Origin of the sequence: Plantibacter sp. CFBP 8798, assembly GCF_014841195.1 — a bacterium.
Taxonomy (GTDB): domain Bacteria; phylum Actinomycetota; class Actinomycetes; order Actinomycetales; family Microbacteriaceae; genus Plantibacter; species Plantibacter auratus.
Genome location: NZ_JACYTS010000004.1, coordinates 181,305 through 195,953 on the forward strand (window position 1 = coordinate 181,305; position 14,649 = coordinate 195,953).

Annotated in this window: 16 protein-coding genes; 3 read left to right on the forward strand and 13 right to left on the reverse strand. The window is 67.5% G+C overall.

The annotated features are described in order from the left end of the window. The first annotated feature begins 212 nt into the window (after positions 1-212). The gene (locus IFU30_RS18500) at positions 213-2,027 is read left to right on the forward strand and encodes a BCCT family transporter (protein ID WP_079707184.1); all 1,815 of its coding nucleotides are present in this window, start codon (positions 213-215) and stop codon (positions 2,025-2,027) included. Between the two features lie 9 nt (positions 2,028-2,036). Here IFU30_RS18500 and IFU30_RS18505 read toward each other — a convergent pair whose 3' ends face one another. Further along, positions 2,037-3,005 (reverse strand): aldo/keto reductase, encoded by a 969-nt coding sequence (locus tag IFU30_RS18505; RefSeq protein ID WP_192006653.1) that lies wholly within the window; start codon positions 3,003-3,005, stop codon positions 2,037-2,039. A 108-nt stretch (positions 3,006-3,113) separates the two neighbouring features. Here IFU30_RS18505 and IFU30_RS18510 point away from each other — a divergent pair, with 108 nt between their 5' ends. Together IFU30_RS18510 and IFU30_RS18515 are read left to right on the forward strand one after the other, a co-directional pair. Further along, positions 3,114-3,662, forward strand: a complete 549-nt coding sequence (locus IFU30_RS18510) for a methylated-DNA--[protein]-cysteine S-methyltransferase (protein ID WP_249404925.1) — start codon at positions 3,114-3,116, stop codon at positions 3,660-3,662. After that, positions 3,659-4,246 carry a DNA-3-methyladenine glycosylase I gene (locus IFU30_RS18515; protein WP_192006654.1) on the forward strand — a complete coding sequence of 196 codons (588 nt, stop codon included), beginning with the start codon at positions 3,659-3,661 and terminating at the stop codon, positions 4,244-4,246. Before IFU30_RS18510 ends, IFU30_RS18515 begins: the two co-directional genes overlap by 4 nt. Positions 4,247-4,256: 10 nt before the next feature. Here the strand turns inward: IFU30_RS18515 and IFU30_RS18520 are convergent, their stop codons facing one another. The 12 genes from IFU30_RS18520 to IFU30_RS18575 form a co-directional block, all read right to left on the reverse strand. After that, a complete protein-coding gene (locus tag IFU30_RS18520; protein ID WP_192006655.1) occupies positions 4,257-5,018 on the reverse strand; it encodes a peroxide stress protein YaaA in 762 nt (253 codons plus the stop codon). A gap of 4 nt (positions 5,019-5,022) precedes the next feature. Then, a complete protein-coding gene (locus IFU30_RS18525) occupies positions 5,023-5,298 on the reverse strand; it encodes a F0F1 ATP synthase subunit epsilon (RefSeq protein WP_064295316.1) in 276 nt (91 codons plus the stop codon). Between the two features lie 2 nt (positions 5,299-5,300). Beyond that, on the reverse strand, positions 5,301-6,767 hold the full coding sequence (gene atpD, locus IFU30_RS18530; protein WP_079707188.1) for a F0F1 ATP synthase subunit beta: 1,467 nt from the start codon (positions 6,765-6,767) through the stop codon (positions 5,301-5,303). A 47-nt stretch (positions 6,768-6,814) separates the two neighbouring features. Further along, entirely contained in the window at positions 6,815-7,708 is an 894-nt protein-coding gene (locus IFU30_RS18535; RefSeq protein ID WP_192006656.1) for a F0F1 ATP synthase subunit gamma, read from the reverse strand. Between the two features lie 3 nt (positions 7,709-7,711). Next, complete coding sequence (gene atpA, locus IFU30_RS18540; RefSeq protein WP_192006657.1) at positions 7,712-9,340, reverse strand: F0F1 ATP synthase subunit alpha; 1,629 nt, start codon at positions 9,338-9,340, stop codon at positions 7,712-7,714. A 109-nt stretch (positions 9,341-9,449) separates the two neighbouring features. After that, positions 9,450-10,247 carry a F0F1 ATP synthase subunit delta gene (locus IFU30_RS18545; RefSeq protein WP_071262369.1) on the reverse strand — a complete coding sequence of 266 codons (798 nt, stop codon included), beginning with the start codon at positions 10,245-10,247 and terminating at the stop codon, positions 9,450-9,452. Continuing rightward, entirely contained in the window at positions 10,247-10,798 is a 552-nt protein-coding gene (locus IFU30_RS18550) for a F0F1 ATP synthase subunit B (protein WP_064295311.1), read from the reverse strand. Before IFU30_RS18550 ends, IFU30_RS18545 begins: the two co-directional genes overlap by 1 nt. A 30-nt stretch (positions 10,799-10,828) precedes the next feature. Beyond that, positions 10,829-11,062: an ATP synthase F0 subunit C gene (gene atpE / locus IFU30_RS18555; protein ID WP_064295310.1), complete on the reverse strand. Its 234-nt coding sequence runs from the start codon at positions 11,060-11,062 to the stop codon at positions 10,829-10,831. 46 nt (positions 11,063-11,108) lie between these two features. After that, complete coding sequence (gene atpB, locus IFU30_RS18560) at positions 11,109-11,888, reverse strand: F0F1 ATP synthase subunit A (RefSeq protein ID WP_175117868.1); 780 nt, start codon at positions 11,886-11,888, stop codon at positions 11,109-11,111. Positions 11,889-12,163: 275 nt separating this feature from the next. Beyond that, the gene (locus tag IFU30_RS18565) at positions 12,164-12,649 is read right to left on the reverse strand and encodes a hypothetical protein (RefSeq protein WP_086473956.1); all 486 of its coding nucleotides are present in this window, start codon (positions 12,647-12,649) and stop codon (positions 12,164-12,166) included. Then, the gene (locus IFU30_RS18570) at positions 12,646-13,911 is read right to left on the reverse strand and encodes an MraY family glycosyltransferase (protein WP_079707192.1); all 1,266 of its coding nucleotides are present in this window, start codon (positions 13,909-13,911) and stop codon (positions 12,646-12,648) included. The genes IFU30_RS18565 and IFU30_RS18570 overlap by 4 nt, the downstream gene beginning before the upstream one ends. Then, positions 13,908-14,576 carry an L-threonylcarbamoyladenylate synthase gene (locus IFU30_RS18575; protein WP_079707193.1) on the reverse strand — a complete coding sequence of 223 codons (669 nt, stop codon included), beginning with the start codon at positions 14,574-14,576 and terminating at the stop codon, positions 13,908-13,910. The genes IFU30_RS18570 and IFU30_RS18575 overlap by 4 nt, the downstream gene beginning before the upstream one ends. Between the last annotated feature and the right edge of the window lie 73 nt (positions 14,577-14,649).

Genomic DNA, 14,649 nt, shown 5'->3' on the forward strand with positions numbered 1-14,649 from the left:
TCCTCCTGCATGGTCATCCGCAATTGTGCCCGACAAAGCCTCGCCACGGTGCCGATTCGCTCGAATCCGTGCCCCGAGTGGGGGTGGGCGCGATGTCCGAGAGGCACCGACGCGTCCGGGACCGCCCAGCCGCTCGACGAGCGCGCACGCCGGACTGCACACCAGGGCCCGCTGCGCAACGTTGTCCGGATCGCCGCGGCTCCCTACCCTTGATGATCGTGGCGACGCAGGGTCGCCCGCACGGCCCGAGGAGCGCACACGTGAGCACGAAGACCATCCCCACCTCCGACGCGGCGGCTGGTGACGCCCCCGCGAAGGTCATCCCCTGGGTGCTCGGGCCGGCCCTCGTGGTCATCCTCGGTGTCGCGCTGTTCTCGATCCTGCTCCCGAAACAGGCCGAGTCCGTCTTCAACGCCATCCAGTCCGGGATCATCGGAGGCCTCGGGTGGTACTACGTCCTGCTCGTCGCCGGGTTCGTCATCGTGGCGATCGTCTTCGCCGTCTCGAAGTTCGGCGACATCAAGCTCGGCAAGGACGACGACGAACCGGAGTTCTCGCTCCTGTCCTGGTTCTCCATGCTGTTCGCCGCCGGGATGGGCATCGGGCTCGTCTTCTACGGCGTCGGTGAGCCGCTCACACACTTCCTCGAGCCGCGCCCCGGGGTCACGGGCTCCCAGCAGTCCCTGGCCCAGCAGGCCATGAGTCAGACCTATCTCCACTGGGGACTCCACGCCTGGTCGATCTACGCGGTCGTGGGTGTGGCCCTGGCGTACGCCGTGCATCGCAAGGGGCGCCCGATGTCGATCCGGTGGTCGATCGAGCCGTTGCTCGGCAAGCGCGTGCAGGGCGGCTGGGGCAATGCGATCGACGCGATCGCCGTCATCGGTACCGTGTTCGGCGTCGCGACCTCGCTCGGCCTCGGTGTGCTGCAGATCTCCGCGGGGCTCGGGTACACGGGCATCGCCGAACCGAACATCGTCACGCAGGTCATCCTCATCCTCGTGATCACCGGCGTCACGATCTTCTCCCTCGTCTCCGGCGTGCACAAGGGCATGAAGTGGATCTCGAACACCAACCTCGTCCTCGCGGCGCTGCTGCTGTTCTTCGTCCTGTTCGCCGGCCCGACGCTGTTCCTCCTCCGCGAATGGGTGCAGGCCATGGGCGCCTACCTCCAGAACGTGGTCGGGCTCACCTTCAACGTCTCCGCGTACCAGGGTGCTGCGGGCGAGGCCTGGCAGTCCTCGTGGACGACCTTCTACTGGGGCTGGTGGATGTCGTGGGCGCCCTTCGTCGGCGTCTTCATCGCCCGCATCTCGAAGGGACGCACCGTGCGGCAGTTCGTGCTCGGCGTCCTGCTCGTCCCGACCCTCGTCACCTTCCTCTGGTTCGCCGTGCTCGGCGGCACCGCCATCATGCAGTCGCTGGAGGGCCGTGACTTCAGCGGCGCCGACGGCCCGGTGGATCTCAACACCGCCCTGTTCAACATGCTCGCCGGGCTCCCTGGCGGATCGATCGCGACCGTCGGTGCCCTGCTGCTCATCCTCCTGTTCTTCGTGACCTCGGCCGACTCGGGATCGCTCGTGATGGGCATGCTCACCACCGGCGGCACGGAACCGCGGAACCGGGTGCGGATCGCGTGGGCGCTCGTGACGAGCCTCCTGGCCATCTCGCTGCTGATTGCCGGCGGTCTCGCATCGATGCAGACGGCGGCCATCATCACCGCGCTGCCCTTCAGCGTCGTGATCATCCTCATGTGCATCTCGTCGTTCAAGGCATTCGGGATCGAGGTGCGACGGGAGCAGCGGGCGAAGCGCCGCCTGTTCGCCGCAGAGCTCACCGAGAGCGTCTCAGCCGACGTGAGCGAACAGCTGTCGGATCAGGTCTCGGAGCAGGTCACGGAGCACTTCGGCACGATGACCGCCCAGCTCGACCTCCGGCAGCTCGCGTCCCCGGACGCACCGGGGTCATCGGCCGCATCCACGGAACCGCAGACGCAGGACCCGGAGCAGCGCCGCTCGAAGGACTGACCGGACGGCTCAACCGACGGGGAAGCGGTCCGAGATCCAGGCCGCTTCCTCGGCGGTCGGCGACCACGCCGAACCGGCCGCGGCGTTCGCGCGGATCTGTTGCGGAGTGGTCGCACCGGCGATGACACTCGTGAGCCCGTCCTGAGCGAGCAACCAGCCGAAGGTCGCCTCGAGCATGGAGATGCCGCGCTCGTCGCAGAAGACCTGGTAGGCCTCGATCGCGTCCCAGGGCGCCGTGTCGAGGAGGTGCTTGCGCTGGCGCATGATGCGGCTGTCGGCCGGCCCGCCGTCGCGGGAGAACTTCCCCGTGAACAGGCCGTTGTAGAGCGGGAAGTACGGGAGGAAGCCGACGCCGGCGGCGCGTATGGCCGGGAACAGCTCGCGCTCCGCTCCCCGGACGAGCAGGCTGTACTCGTTCTGGGCCGAGATGAAGGCGGGGTGGCCGGCGGTGCGAGCCGCCCAGTCCGCCTCGGTCAGCTGCCAACCGGCGAAGTTCGAGTGGCCGGCGTAGCGGATCTTCCCCTCGTGGACGAGCTCGTCCAGGGCCGCGATCGTCTCCTCGATGGGCGTGAACGGGTCTGGGGTGTGCAGCTGGTACAGGTCGATCCAGTCGGTGCCCAGGCGGCGGAGCGAACCTTCGACCGCGAGCCGGATGTAGCGACGGGAGCCCTTGGCACCCCAGTTCGGGATCGGGCTCTCGTAGTCCACATGGCCGAACTTGGTCGCGAGCACGATCTCATCCCGCCGTCCGGCGATCGCCTGCCCGAGGAGTTGTTCGCTCAGCCCGTACTCCCGGCCGTAGATGTCGGCGGTGTCGAAGAGGGTGACTCCGGCGTCAATGGCCGCGTCGACGACGGCTCGCGTGCCGTCCAGGCTCTCGGTGACCGTGCCCTCGCGTCCGAAGTTGTTGCAGCCGATGCCGACAGCTGAGACGAGGAGGCCGCTGCGACCGAGTGGGCGATAGCTGAGATCAGACATGCATCCAGGCTAGCCCGACCGTCCTCCACAGGCACCCGTCGGCCCCCGACGCCGCGGCCAGGCCCACGTGACGCATCGCGCCGATCACGGGCTTCCTACGCTCGGTGCATGACCACACACCTCACCGTCACCGCTCCCGTACTCCCCTGCTCCGTCATCGCCGACCCGACCACCGAGGGCTTCCTCAGGATGCCGACGCCGGTGGGGCGGATCGAGCTCCGCTCCGTCGACGACGCGGTCTCAGCCGTGCGCTTCGAGCACCACGGGCGACTCCCCCTCGACGGCGTGGACGAACGCCCCACCGCGGTCCTCCTCGACGCCGCGGAGCAGATCGACGAGTACTTCCGCGGACGACGCACCGTGTTCGACCTCGCGCTCATCACGACCGGCACGCCGTTCCAGCAGGCGGTCTGGTCGGCGCTCGGCGAGGTGCCGTTCGGCGACTCCATCGGGTACGGCGCCCTTGCGGCCGCGGCCGGTGCCCCGCAGGGCGGCCGGGCGGCCGGCCAGGCGGTCCGGGCGAACACCATCGCACTCCTCATCCCCTGTCATCGCGTCCTCGGAACCGGGCGGATCGTGACGGGCTATTCTGGCGGAGACGGACCGGCCACCAAACGCTGGCTCCTCGACCACGAAGGGATCCCGTACCGCCGATGAGTCCAGCCTCCCCGACCATCGTCGGCACCGACGGCCTGACCCGCTGCGCCTGGGCCGGGACGGACGCGGAGTACCAGCGCTATCACGACGAGGAGTGGGGCGTACCGCTCCACGGACAGCGGCAGGTTTTCGAGAAGATCAGTCTCGAAGGGTTCCAGGCCGGGCTCTCCTGGATCACGATCCTCCGGAAGCGACCGGCTTTCCGGGAACGGTTCCACGGCTTCGACCTCGACGCCGTCGCAGCGTTGACGGAGGCGGATGTCGAGAGCCTGCTCGAGGACGCCCGGATCATCCGGCACCGCGGGAAGATCAACGCGGTCATCGGCAATGCCCGCACCGCCCTCGAGCTGGGCGACGACCTGGACGAGATCCTCTGGAGCTTCGCTCCCCCGCCACGGCCCGCACGGTTCGCCCAGTGGACGGAGGTTCCCGCGGTGACCCCCGAGTCCACCGCGCTCAGCGCCCACCTGCGGAAGCGCGGCTACCGGTTCGTCGGCCCGACGACGATGTACGCCCTCATGCAGTCCGGAGGCCTCGTCGACGACCACCTCGTCGGCTGCTGGCGCTCCGAGAGCACTCCCTGATCCGGAGGTATCAGACGACGAGGGCGAGCTCCGTCACCCGACCGTCGTCGGCACGGGAGTGGATATCGAGCACCCATCCGGTCGACCGCGCCCACTCGAGCAACGAGTCGACATCAGGGTGGTCGACACCGGCCTCCAGCATCGCGCGGGTGAACCGGCCCTTGCCCTGCTTGTTGAAGTGGTTGAGCGCACGACGGCGGCCATCGTCACCGACCGTGAGCACACGCAGGTAGACGGCACCGACGCGGTCCGGCAACGGCCCGAGCGACGCGTAGCCTTCCGAGCGCAGGTCCAGCAAGACACCCTGGACGGCGTCCAACTCTCGCGCGACCGGCACCGCCCAGTGACGTTTCAGGACGAACCCGGGGAGCCTGGAGTCGTGGGAGAGCCGATACGCCGGAATGGGATCGAGCGCGCCGACCGGGCCGAGCAACGCCGAGTGCACGACCAGGTGCTCAGCGGCGAAGCGTCGCGCGTCCGCTGAGAGCGTGGCACCATCGAGCGCGTCGTACAGCACCCCCGTGTACCGGTCGATCGCCGGCATCGTCGAAGACGTCGCCGCCACGCGGTTGCGCTGGACCTCACCGAGCTGCTTGGGGCCGAGCTTCAGCGCCTTCACCGTCGCGGCCTCATCGGCAGCGAGCGACACCAGGGCGCCGAGGCAATCATTCCGGGACGAGGAGAGCCCTGGAAACCGCAGCAGGGCGGTGTCCAGGGCTCGTCCGTCGCCGCCGTCCCGCTTCGTCTCCGAAGGGGGAAGGAGGATCAGCACTGAATCAGGAGCTGGTCACGAGCGTGGCGTTGCCGGCCACGACGGTGACGGTGTTGTTCTCGACCGACAGGAAGCCGTCTTCAGCGTTCGCGACGATCTTCGAGCCGTCTTCGAGCGTGACACGGACCTCACCGGCGGCGAGGATGGCCAGCATCGGCTCGTGGCCGGGCAGGATACCGATCTCGCCGTCGACGGTCTTCGCGATCAGCTGGCGTGCCGGGCCGGACCACACTTCGTGGTCGGCCGCGACGACGCTCACGGTCAGAGGAGCGGAAGCCATGCTTAGCCGTTGTCCTTCTGGATCTGAGCCCACTTCTCTTCGACGTCGGTGATGGAACCGACGTTGAAGAAGGCCTGCTCGGCGACGTGGTCGAACTCACCCTTGGCGATGGCGTCGAACGACTCGATGGTGTCCTTCAGCGGGACGGTCGAGCCCTCGACACCGGTGAACTTCTTCGCCATGTAGGTGTTCTGCGAGAGGAACTGCTGGATCCGGCGCGCACGCGACACCGTGATCTTGTCTTCCTCAGAGAGCTCGTCGACACCGAGGATGGCGATGATCTCCTGCAGTTCCTTGTTCTTCTGGAGGATCTGCTTGACCGTGGTGGCGACGCGGTAGTGGTCGGCACCCAGGTAGCGGGGGTCGAGGATACGGCTCGTCGAGGTCAGCGGGTCGACGGCCGGGTACAGACCCTTCGACGCGATCTCGCGGGAGAGCTCGGTCGTCGCGTCGAGGTGCGCGAAGGTGGTCGCCGGTGCCGGGTCGGTGTAGTCGTCGGCGGGGACGTAGATCGCCTGCAGCGAGGTGATCGAGTGACCACGCGTCGAGGTGATGCGCTCCTGGAGGAGACCCATCTCGTCGGCGAGGTTCGGCTGGTAGCCCACGGCGGACGGCATGCGACCGAGCAGGGTCGACACCTCGGAACCGGCCTGGGTGAAGCGGAAGATGTTGTCGATGAAGAGCAGCACGTCCTGCTTCTGGACGTCGCGGAAGTACTCCGCCATCGTCAGCGCGGAGAGGGCGACGCGCAGACGCGTTCCCGGCGGCTCGTCCATCTGGCCGAACACGAGGGCCGTCTTCTCGAAGACACCCGCCTCTTCCATCTCGTGGATGAGGTCGTTGCCCTCACGGGTGCGCTCACCGACACCGGCGAACACCGACACACCACCGTGGTCTTGCGCGACGCGCTGGATCATCTCCTGGATGAGGACGGTCTTGCCGACACCGGCACCACCGAAGAGACCGATCTTGCCGCCGAGGACGTACGGCGTCAGGAGGTCGATGACCTTGATGCCGGTCTCGAACAGCTGCGTCTTCGACTCGAGCTGGTCGAAGGGCGGCGGCTGACGGTGGATCGGCCAGCGCTCGGTGATCTCGATCTGCTCGCCGGGCTCGGCGTTGAGCACCTCGCCGATGACGTTGAAGACCTTGCCCTTGGTGACGTCGCCGACGGGCACCGAGATGGGCGAACCCGTGTCGGTGACCTCCTGGCCGCGGACGAGGCCGTCCGTGGGGTTCAGGGCGATGGCGCGGACGAGGTCGTCACCGAGGTGCTGTGCGACCTCGAGCGTGAGGACCATCGTCTGCTCGCCGATCACGACGCTGGTCTTCAGGGCGTTGTAGATGCCCGGGATCGCGTCGTGCGGGAACTCGATGTCGACGACCGGGCCGGTGACGCGGGAGATGCGGCCGACGGCGCCGGCCTTCACCTCTGCAGCGCCCTGCTCGGCAGTTGCGGTGGGAGTCATGTTCTTCTCTTCTCTGTCTCTACAGATACGTGTGCGTGTTGCGATGACTAGGACGAGAGCGCGTCTGCGCCGCCAACGATTTCGGAAATCTGCTGGGTGATCTCGGCCTGCCTCGCGTTGTTGCGGAGGCGGGTGTAGTCGGTGATGAGCTTGTCGGCGTTGTCGCTGGCCGACTTCATCGCCTTCTGCGTCGCGGCGTGCTTCGCGGCGGAGGACTGCAACAGCGCGTTGAAGATCCGGCTCTCGATGTAGTTCGGGAGCAGTGCATCGAGCACGCTCTCCGCATCCGGCTCGAACTCGTACAGCGGCAGCACAGCGGTGTCGGTGGGCTCCTCGACGCCTTCGACGACCTCGAGCGGCAGGAGACGGACGACCTCGGGGGTCTGCGTCATCATGCTCACGAGGCGGTTGTAGACGATGTGGATCTCGTCGACGCCACCCTGGGAGGCGTCCGTGAGGAACGCCTTGAGGATGGACTCGCTGATCTCCTGCGCCGTGGCGAAGTCGGGGTTCTCCGTGTTGCCGACCCACTCCCCTGCAGCCTGCATCCGTCGGAACGTGAAGTAGGCGACGGCCTTGCGGCCCACGAGGTAGTGCGTGACGTCCTTGCCCTGGCTGCGCAGGAGCTCGGTCAGCTCGGCGGCCTCACGGAGGACCTGCGAGTTGAAGGCGCCGGCGAGGCCTCGGTCGGATGCGAACACGACGACCGCAGCCCGCTCAACCTTCTCCGGCTCGGTCGTGAGCACGTGGTCGACGTTGGAGTACGTCGCGACGGCGGACACGGCACGAGTGATCGCACGAGAATAGGGTCCGGATGCCGCCACCCGCGCCTGCGCCTTCTGGATGCGCGACGCGGCGATGAGCTCCATCGCCTTCGTGATCTTCTTGGTCGTCTGCGCAGACTTGATCTTCTGCGTGTAGACCCGGAGTTGAGCGCCCATGGACTAGCGGCGACCCTTCACGATCTTCTCCTGGTTGACGTCTTCAACCGGGAGCTCCTCGACCTGCTCCGAACCGAGGGCAGCGCCCTCGCCCGTCTGGAACTCGAGCTTGAACTGGTCGACAGCGGCATCGAGCTTCGAGACGGTGTCGTCGTCGAGCACGTTCGTGTCGCGCAGCGTGGAGAGGACCTCGGTGTTCCGACCCAGGTAGTCGAGCAGTTCGCGCTCGAAGCGGAGGACGTCCTCCACCGGGACGTCGTCCAGCTTGCCCTTGGTTCCGGCCCAGATGGAGACGACCTGCTCCTCGACGGGGTACGGCGAGTACTGCGGCTGCTTGAGCAGCTCGGTGAGGCGGGCACCACGGGCGAGCTGACGGCGGCTGGCCGCGTCGAGGTCGGATGCGAACATCGCGAACGCCTCGAGCGAGCGGTACTGCGCGAGCTCGAGCTTCAGCGTTCCGGAGACCTTCTTGATGCTCTTCACCTGAGCGTCACCACCGACGCGCGAGACGGAGATACCGACGTCGACCGCGGGGCGCTGGTTGGAGTTGAAGAGATCGGACTGCAGGAAGATCTGGCCGTCGGTGATGGAGATCACGTTGGTCGGGATGTACGCGGAGACGTCGTTCGCCTTGGTCTCGATGATGGGCAGACCCGTCATCGACCCGGCGCCGAGCTCGTCGGACAGCTTCGCGCAACGCTCCAGCAGACGGGAGTGGAGGTAGAAGACGTCACCCGGGTAGGCCTCGCGTCCCGGCGGACGACGGAGGAGGAGGGAGACGGCACGGTAGGCCTCGGCCTGCTTCGACAGGTCGTCGAAGATGATCAGGACGTGCTTGCCCTCGTACATCCAGTGCTGGCCGATGGCCGAACCGGTGTAGGGGGCGAGGTACTTGAAGCCGGCCGGGTCGGACGCAGGCGAGGCGACGATCGTCGTGTACTCGAGCGCGCCGGCCTCTTCCAGCGCACCCTTGACGGAGGCGATGGTCGAGCCCTTCTGGCCGATGGCGACGTAGATGCAGCGGACCTGCTTGTTGACGTCGCCCGAGTCCCAGTTGGCCTTCTGGTTGATGATGGTGTCGATCGCGATGGCGGTCTTGCCGGTCTGGCGGTCGCCGATGATGAGCTGGCGCTGGCCGCGGCCGACGGGGATCATGGCGTCGATTGCCTTGATGCCGGTCTGGAGCGGCTCGTGCACCGACTTGCGCTGCATGACGCCCGGAGCCTGGAGCTCCAGTGCGCGGCGGCCGGTGCTGGCGATCTCGCCGAGGCCGTCGATCGGGTTGCCAAGCGTGTCGACGACACGGCCGAGGTAGCCGTCGCCGACGGGGACCGAGAGGACCTCGCCCGTGCGGGTGACGTCCATGCCTTCGACGATCTCGTCGAACTCACCGAGGACGACGACGCCGATCTCGTGCTCGTCGAGGTTGAGCGCAAGGCCGAGGGTGCCGTTCGCGAAGCGGAGGAGCTCGTTCGCCATGGCGCCCGGGAGGCCCTCGACGTGGGCGATGCCGTCAGCGGCATCGATCACGCGTCCGACCTCGGTGGCCGCGGCGGTGCCGGGCTCGTAGGCCTTGACGAAGTCCTTGAGAGCATCCCGGATCTCGTCTGGGCTGATCGTGAGTTCTGCCATCATGTTCCTTTTGGTTGTGGAACCCGGGGGTTCCGAGAGGTGCGATCCGTCAGGATCAACGTCTTGAGTTGTGGAGACAGTCGGGCCGGTCCCCGCGCTGCACGGGCCGTTATCCGGCCAGTTGCAGACGGAGGTCGTTCAGTCGGGCAGCGAGGCTGCCGTCGATGACGTCGTCCCCGAGCTGCACGCGCAGTCCACCGACGACGGCGGGGTCGATCACCTGGTTGATCTTCACCTGACGGCCGTAGGCCGTGGCGAGGTGGCGCTCGAGGCGCTGGAGCTGCGACGCCTCGATCGGTGCGGCTGCCGTGACCGTGGCGACCGCGAGGCCCTGCTGGTCGGCGACGATGCCTGATGCGTACCGGAGCAGTTCTCCGATCCGACGGTCACGGGGCTGCTGCACGAGCTGACCGACGATGCTGACGGTCTGCGGGCTCGCCTTGCCCGCGAGGAGGGACGCCGCGAGGGCACCCTTCGCAGCGGACGAGCCGAGCTTGCTGCTGAGGGCGAGTTCGAGCTCGTGGTTGCTCGACACGAGCTTCCCGAACTCGAACAGCTCGGCCTCGATGTCGCCCTGAGCGCCGGCGGAGATCGAGGCGGCCCGGAGGCCGAGCTCCTCGATGCCCGCGAGCAGGTCGGCCTCGCTGGACCAGCGGCCGGAGACGACGGTCTGCAGCAGGCCGAGCGCCTGAGCGCTCAGCTGGGTGCCGAAGATCCGCTCGACGACGGTGCGCTTGGCACCGGCGTCGGCTGCGGGGTCGCTGAGCGCTGCGCTCAGGTGGCTCGAGCCGCCGATGGCCCGGCCCGCTGCGAACAGTCCGTCCGCGGTGGCCAGATCGGCCCCGGCGCCGAGGGCGGCGAGGGCCTCCTTCGACGAGGCGAGTGCTTCTCTGGTCGCGCTTCCCATTACTTGGCTGCCTTCTCCGACGCTTCGAGGTCCGCGAGGAACCGGTCGACGACCGCCGTGGCCTTCGCGTCGTCGTTCAGCGTCTCGCCGATGACGCCACTGGCGAGGTCGAGTGCGAGCGTGCCGACCTCGGCACGCAGCGACACGACGGCCGCCTGACGCTCGGCTTCGATCTGTGCCTGAGCGCTCGCGGTGACGCGAGCGGCTTCGACCGTGGCCTGCTCCTTGAGCTCGGCGAGGATCGTCTGACCCTCGACACGAGCCTGCTCGCGGATGCGGCCGGCTTCCTGACGGGCCTCGGCGAGCTGAGCGTTGTACTGCTCGAGCGCCGCTTCGGCCTGCTTCTGCGCTTCATCGGCCTTGGCGATGTTGCCCTCGATGGCCGCTGCGCGGTCGTCGAGGAGCTTCTGCACCTTGGGCAGGACCAGCTTCCAGAAGAAGCCGAGGATGATGATGAAGACGACGGCAGACCAGACGATGTCGTAGACCGCTGGGATGAGAGGGTTCGTTGGAGCGCCCTCTTCAGCAGCGATGATCACTGCATCAAACATCTTGCCTCCTTCGGAGATGTGAAAGGGGGCTTAGACGAAGATGAAGTAGGTCGCGATGCCGATGAAGGCGAGCGCCTCGGTGAAGGCGATACCGATCCACATGAGGACCTGGAGACGACCACCCAGCTCGGGCTGACGCGCGGTGCCTTCGATCGTCTTGCCGACGACGATACCCACACCGATGGCGGGGCCGATGGCTGCGAGACCGTAACCGACCGTCGCGATGTTTCCTTCAAGGGCGGCGAGAACGGTAGTTGCGTCCACGTTTGTTTCCTTCCGTTGGGTGAGACCTGGCGGGTGCCGGGCTCGATTAGTGCTCTTCTGCGACCGCGAGCTGGATGTAGACCGCGGTGAGGAGGGTGAAGACGTATGCCTGGAGAACTGCGACCAGGAGCTCGAAGAGGGTGAAGACGAGGCCGAAGGCCAGCGTCCCGACGCCCATGAGGGCGAACCATCCGCCGAGGTTCACGATGAAGAACTGGGTTGCCGCGAAGAACAGGACCAAGAGCAGGTGCCCGACGATCATGTTCATGAGGAGTCGGAGCGTCAGCGTGAGCGGGCGGATGACGAAGGTCGAGATGAGCTCGATCGGCGTGACGATGATGTACACCGGCCACGGCACCCCGGAGGGGAAGAGAGAGTTCTTGAAGAACTTGCCCGGACTCTTCTTGATACCGGCGTAGATGAAGGTGACGTAGGACACCAGCGCGAGCACCAGCGGGACACCGATGACGGAGGTACCGGCCAGGTTCAGCCCGGGGATGATGCCCGTCAGGTTCATCGCGAGGACCATGAAGAAGATGGTCGTCAGGATCGGCAGGAACCGGAGGCCGTCCTTCTTGCCGAGCAGGTCTTCCGCGATGTTGACGCGGACGAAGCCGAGCCCCATCTCGGCGAGGCTCTGTGCGCGGCCGGGGACGAGGCGCATCTTGCGCGTCGACAGCCAGAAGAACAGGAGGAGCGCGATCACCGCGATGAACCGGATCAGGATGACCCGGTTGATCGCGAAGGGCGTGCCCTCGAAGAGGATGATGTCGGGGAAGAACTCGTCGATCGACGGACCGTGGAACTCGCCATCTTCGGCGGCCATCGGTGCGATCAGGTGCACGGCGTTAGCGAACAGCACGTATCTCCAGTTTCGGGGGCGTGGAGCAGAGCTCTCGCGGCGACGAACAGGGGGGATGTCTCCTCGCCGCACGCCGAAGCGGTGCTAGTGGGAGGATTCGTTGACGAGTCTAGCAAGGAAACCGGGCCCCGACGAACCCAGGGGTGGTATTCCACGGCTATATTCCGAGCCGCGACCTCGGCTGCGCCTCGGATACCGGTTCCGGCATGCTCCCGCGCGACCACGTTGCGTCCGCGGCGTCAGCTCGGGTCGGAGTCCTGCGGCGACGCCTTCGGGAGGATGTCGTCCGAGACGTAGGGCACCCGCACCTTCGCAGCCACGACGGCGTCGATCACGAGCGATCCGACGACACCCACGATGACGCTCCCGAACAGGATCGGTGCGTTGACCCACGGCTGGTCCTTCAGGATGAAGCCGAGCACGAGGAAGATGACGAACTTCACGAGCCAGCTGCCCATCACCACCCCGAACAGGATGCCGACGAAGAACTCCTGGCCGGACCAGCGGTTGGCGAAGAGGATGCTCACCGAGGTGATGCCGAGGAACACGAGCGCCATCGCGGTGCCGATGAGCGCACTCGTCAGCCCGCGGGAACCGTCGACGCTCCAGCCGACCACTCCCCCGACGACGGCGATCACGAGCGCGAGGAGCGCGCTGTACCGGAGTGCCGTGCGGAAGACCCGGTTGGCGCTCGCGTGCGAGCCGGCCTGGGCGGGAGGAGTCATGGGTGCTGGTCCTTCTTGGCGAGAGAGTCGAGGGTGTCGAGGGTGTCGCCGCTCACGGGCGCCTCGGGGTCGCGCTGCCCGGAGGCCTCGTCGAGCCGATCGTACAGCGCGGACCCGGGAGCGCCCTCCGTGCCGGTGGCAACGCGCTGCGCGAGCCGGTCGGCCCGCCTGCGGCGACCGATCGGCAGGAGGGTGAACGCCGTGCAGGTGACGACCCCCACGGAGACGAAGAGGACGGCCAGCCACGTCGGGGCAGCGAAGAACGCCAGGCATCCGACGGAGATGACGACCGTCCAGCCGTAGAAGATGAGGACGGCGTGCACCTGGCTGTGACCGAGGTCGAGCAGCCGGTGGTGGAGGTGCATCCGGTCGGCGCTGAACGGTGACTTTCCGGCGCGGAGACGACGCAGGACGGCCAGGACGAAGTCGGCGAGCGGCACGACGAGGATGGCGAACGGCAGCAAGATCGGGATGAACGCGGGCAACAGTTGCGTGCGGCCGAGGGCGGCCGGGTCGACCTGGCCGGTCACGGCGGCTGCGGAGGTCGCCATGAGCAGCCCGACGAGCAGGGCGCCGGCGTCGCCCATGAACAATCGGGCGGGGTGCCAGTTGAGCGGGAGGAAGCCGAGGCAGGCTCCGACGAGGATCGCGGCGATCAGCGAGGCCAGGTTGAAGTAGTCGCTCGCCCCGGTGGAGGTCACGAGCAGCTGGGTGTAGACGAAGAACACGGTGTTCGCGATGACGGCGACACCGGCGACGAGTCCGTCGAGTCCGTCGACGAAGTTGATCGCGTTCATCACGAGCACGATGGCGAAGACCGTCATCGAGAACGACACCCATGACGAGCCGACCGTCAGGCCACCGATGGGCAAGGAGTAGATCTGCACACCGAGCCAGGCGACGAGCCCTGCCGCCATGAACTGCGCGGCGAGCTTGATCATCCAGTCGAGGTCCCACAGGTCGTCGGCGACGCCGATCCCGACGATGAACAGGGCGGCACCGAGGATCGCCAGCACCGGTTCCGGATCGGCGAACACGAGGTCGAAGAACGGCAGCTGCCAGGCCACGCCGAACGCGACCAGGATGCCGATGAACATCGCGACCCCGCCGAGCCGCGGCGTCGGCGTCTGGTGGACGTCGCGTTCGCGGATCGGCGGGTGGAGACCGTACTTCACGCCGACCCGCCGCGCGAGGTGGGCGAAGCCGAAGGTGATGCCCGCGCTCACGACGAGCACGATGAGGTACCCGGAGAACTGGCTCATGGTTCGCGCGGCTCGGGGAGCAGATCGCCCACCACGCCGCGGATCGCCTCGCGGGAGACGGCTCCGTCGCGCAGGACGACGATCCGTTCGTCGGCTGTGCCGAGTCGGGTCGCGTCGATGATCGTCGACGACTGCTCGCCGCTTTCGCCGCCGTCGAGGTAGACCGAGACCGAGTCGCCCAGCATCTCGAGCGCGGCAGCGGCTGAGGTGGCGGCCGGTCGGCCGGTGAGGTTCGCCGAGGAGACCGCCAGCGGGCCGGTGTCCTGCAGGAGTTCGAGGGTCACCGGGTTCGACGGCATCCGGAGCGCGACCGTGCCCGCGGTCTCGCCGAGGTCCCAGGCGAGCGACGGCTGGGCCTCGAGCACGATGGTCAGGCCGCCGGGCCAGAACGCCTCGACGAGCCGGTGCACGGCATCCGGGACGGACGCCGCCAAGGCCTCGAGCGTGTTCACACCGGAGACGAGGACGGGCGGCGGTGACTGCCGGGTCCGACCCTTCGCGTCGAGCAGGCGCTGCACCGCGGCCGGCGAGAACGCGTCGGCGGCCACCCCGTAGACCGTGTCGGTCGGGAGCACGACCAGCTCACCCCTCGCCAGGGCCGTCCGTGCCAAGCGCATCCCGGCGAGCAGCTGCGCGTGATCCTGGCAATCGAAGGTCTGCGGCATGTGGTGGGTCCTGGCTGAACGGGGCCGCCGATCGGTGATCAGTCGGCCGGATGATCGGGGTGACGACGCTCAA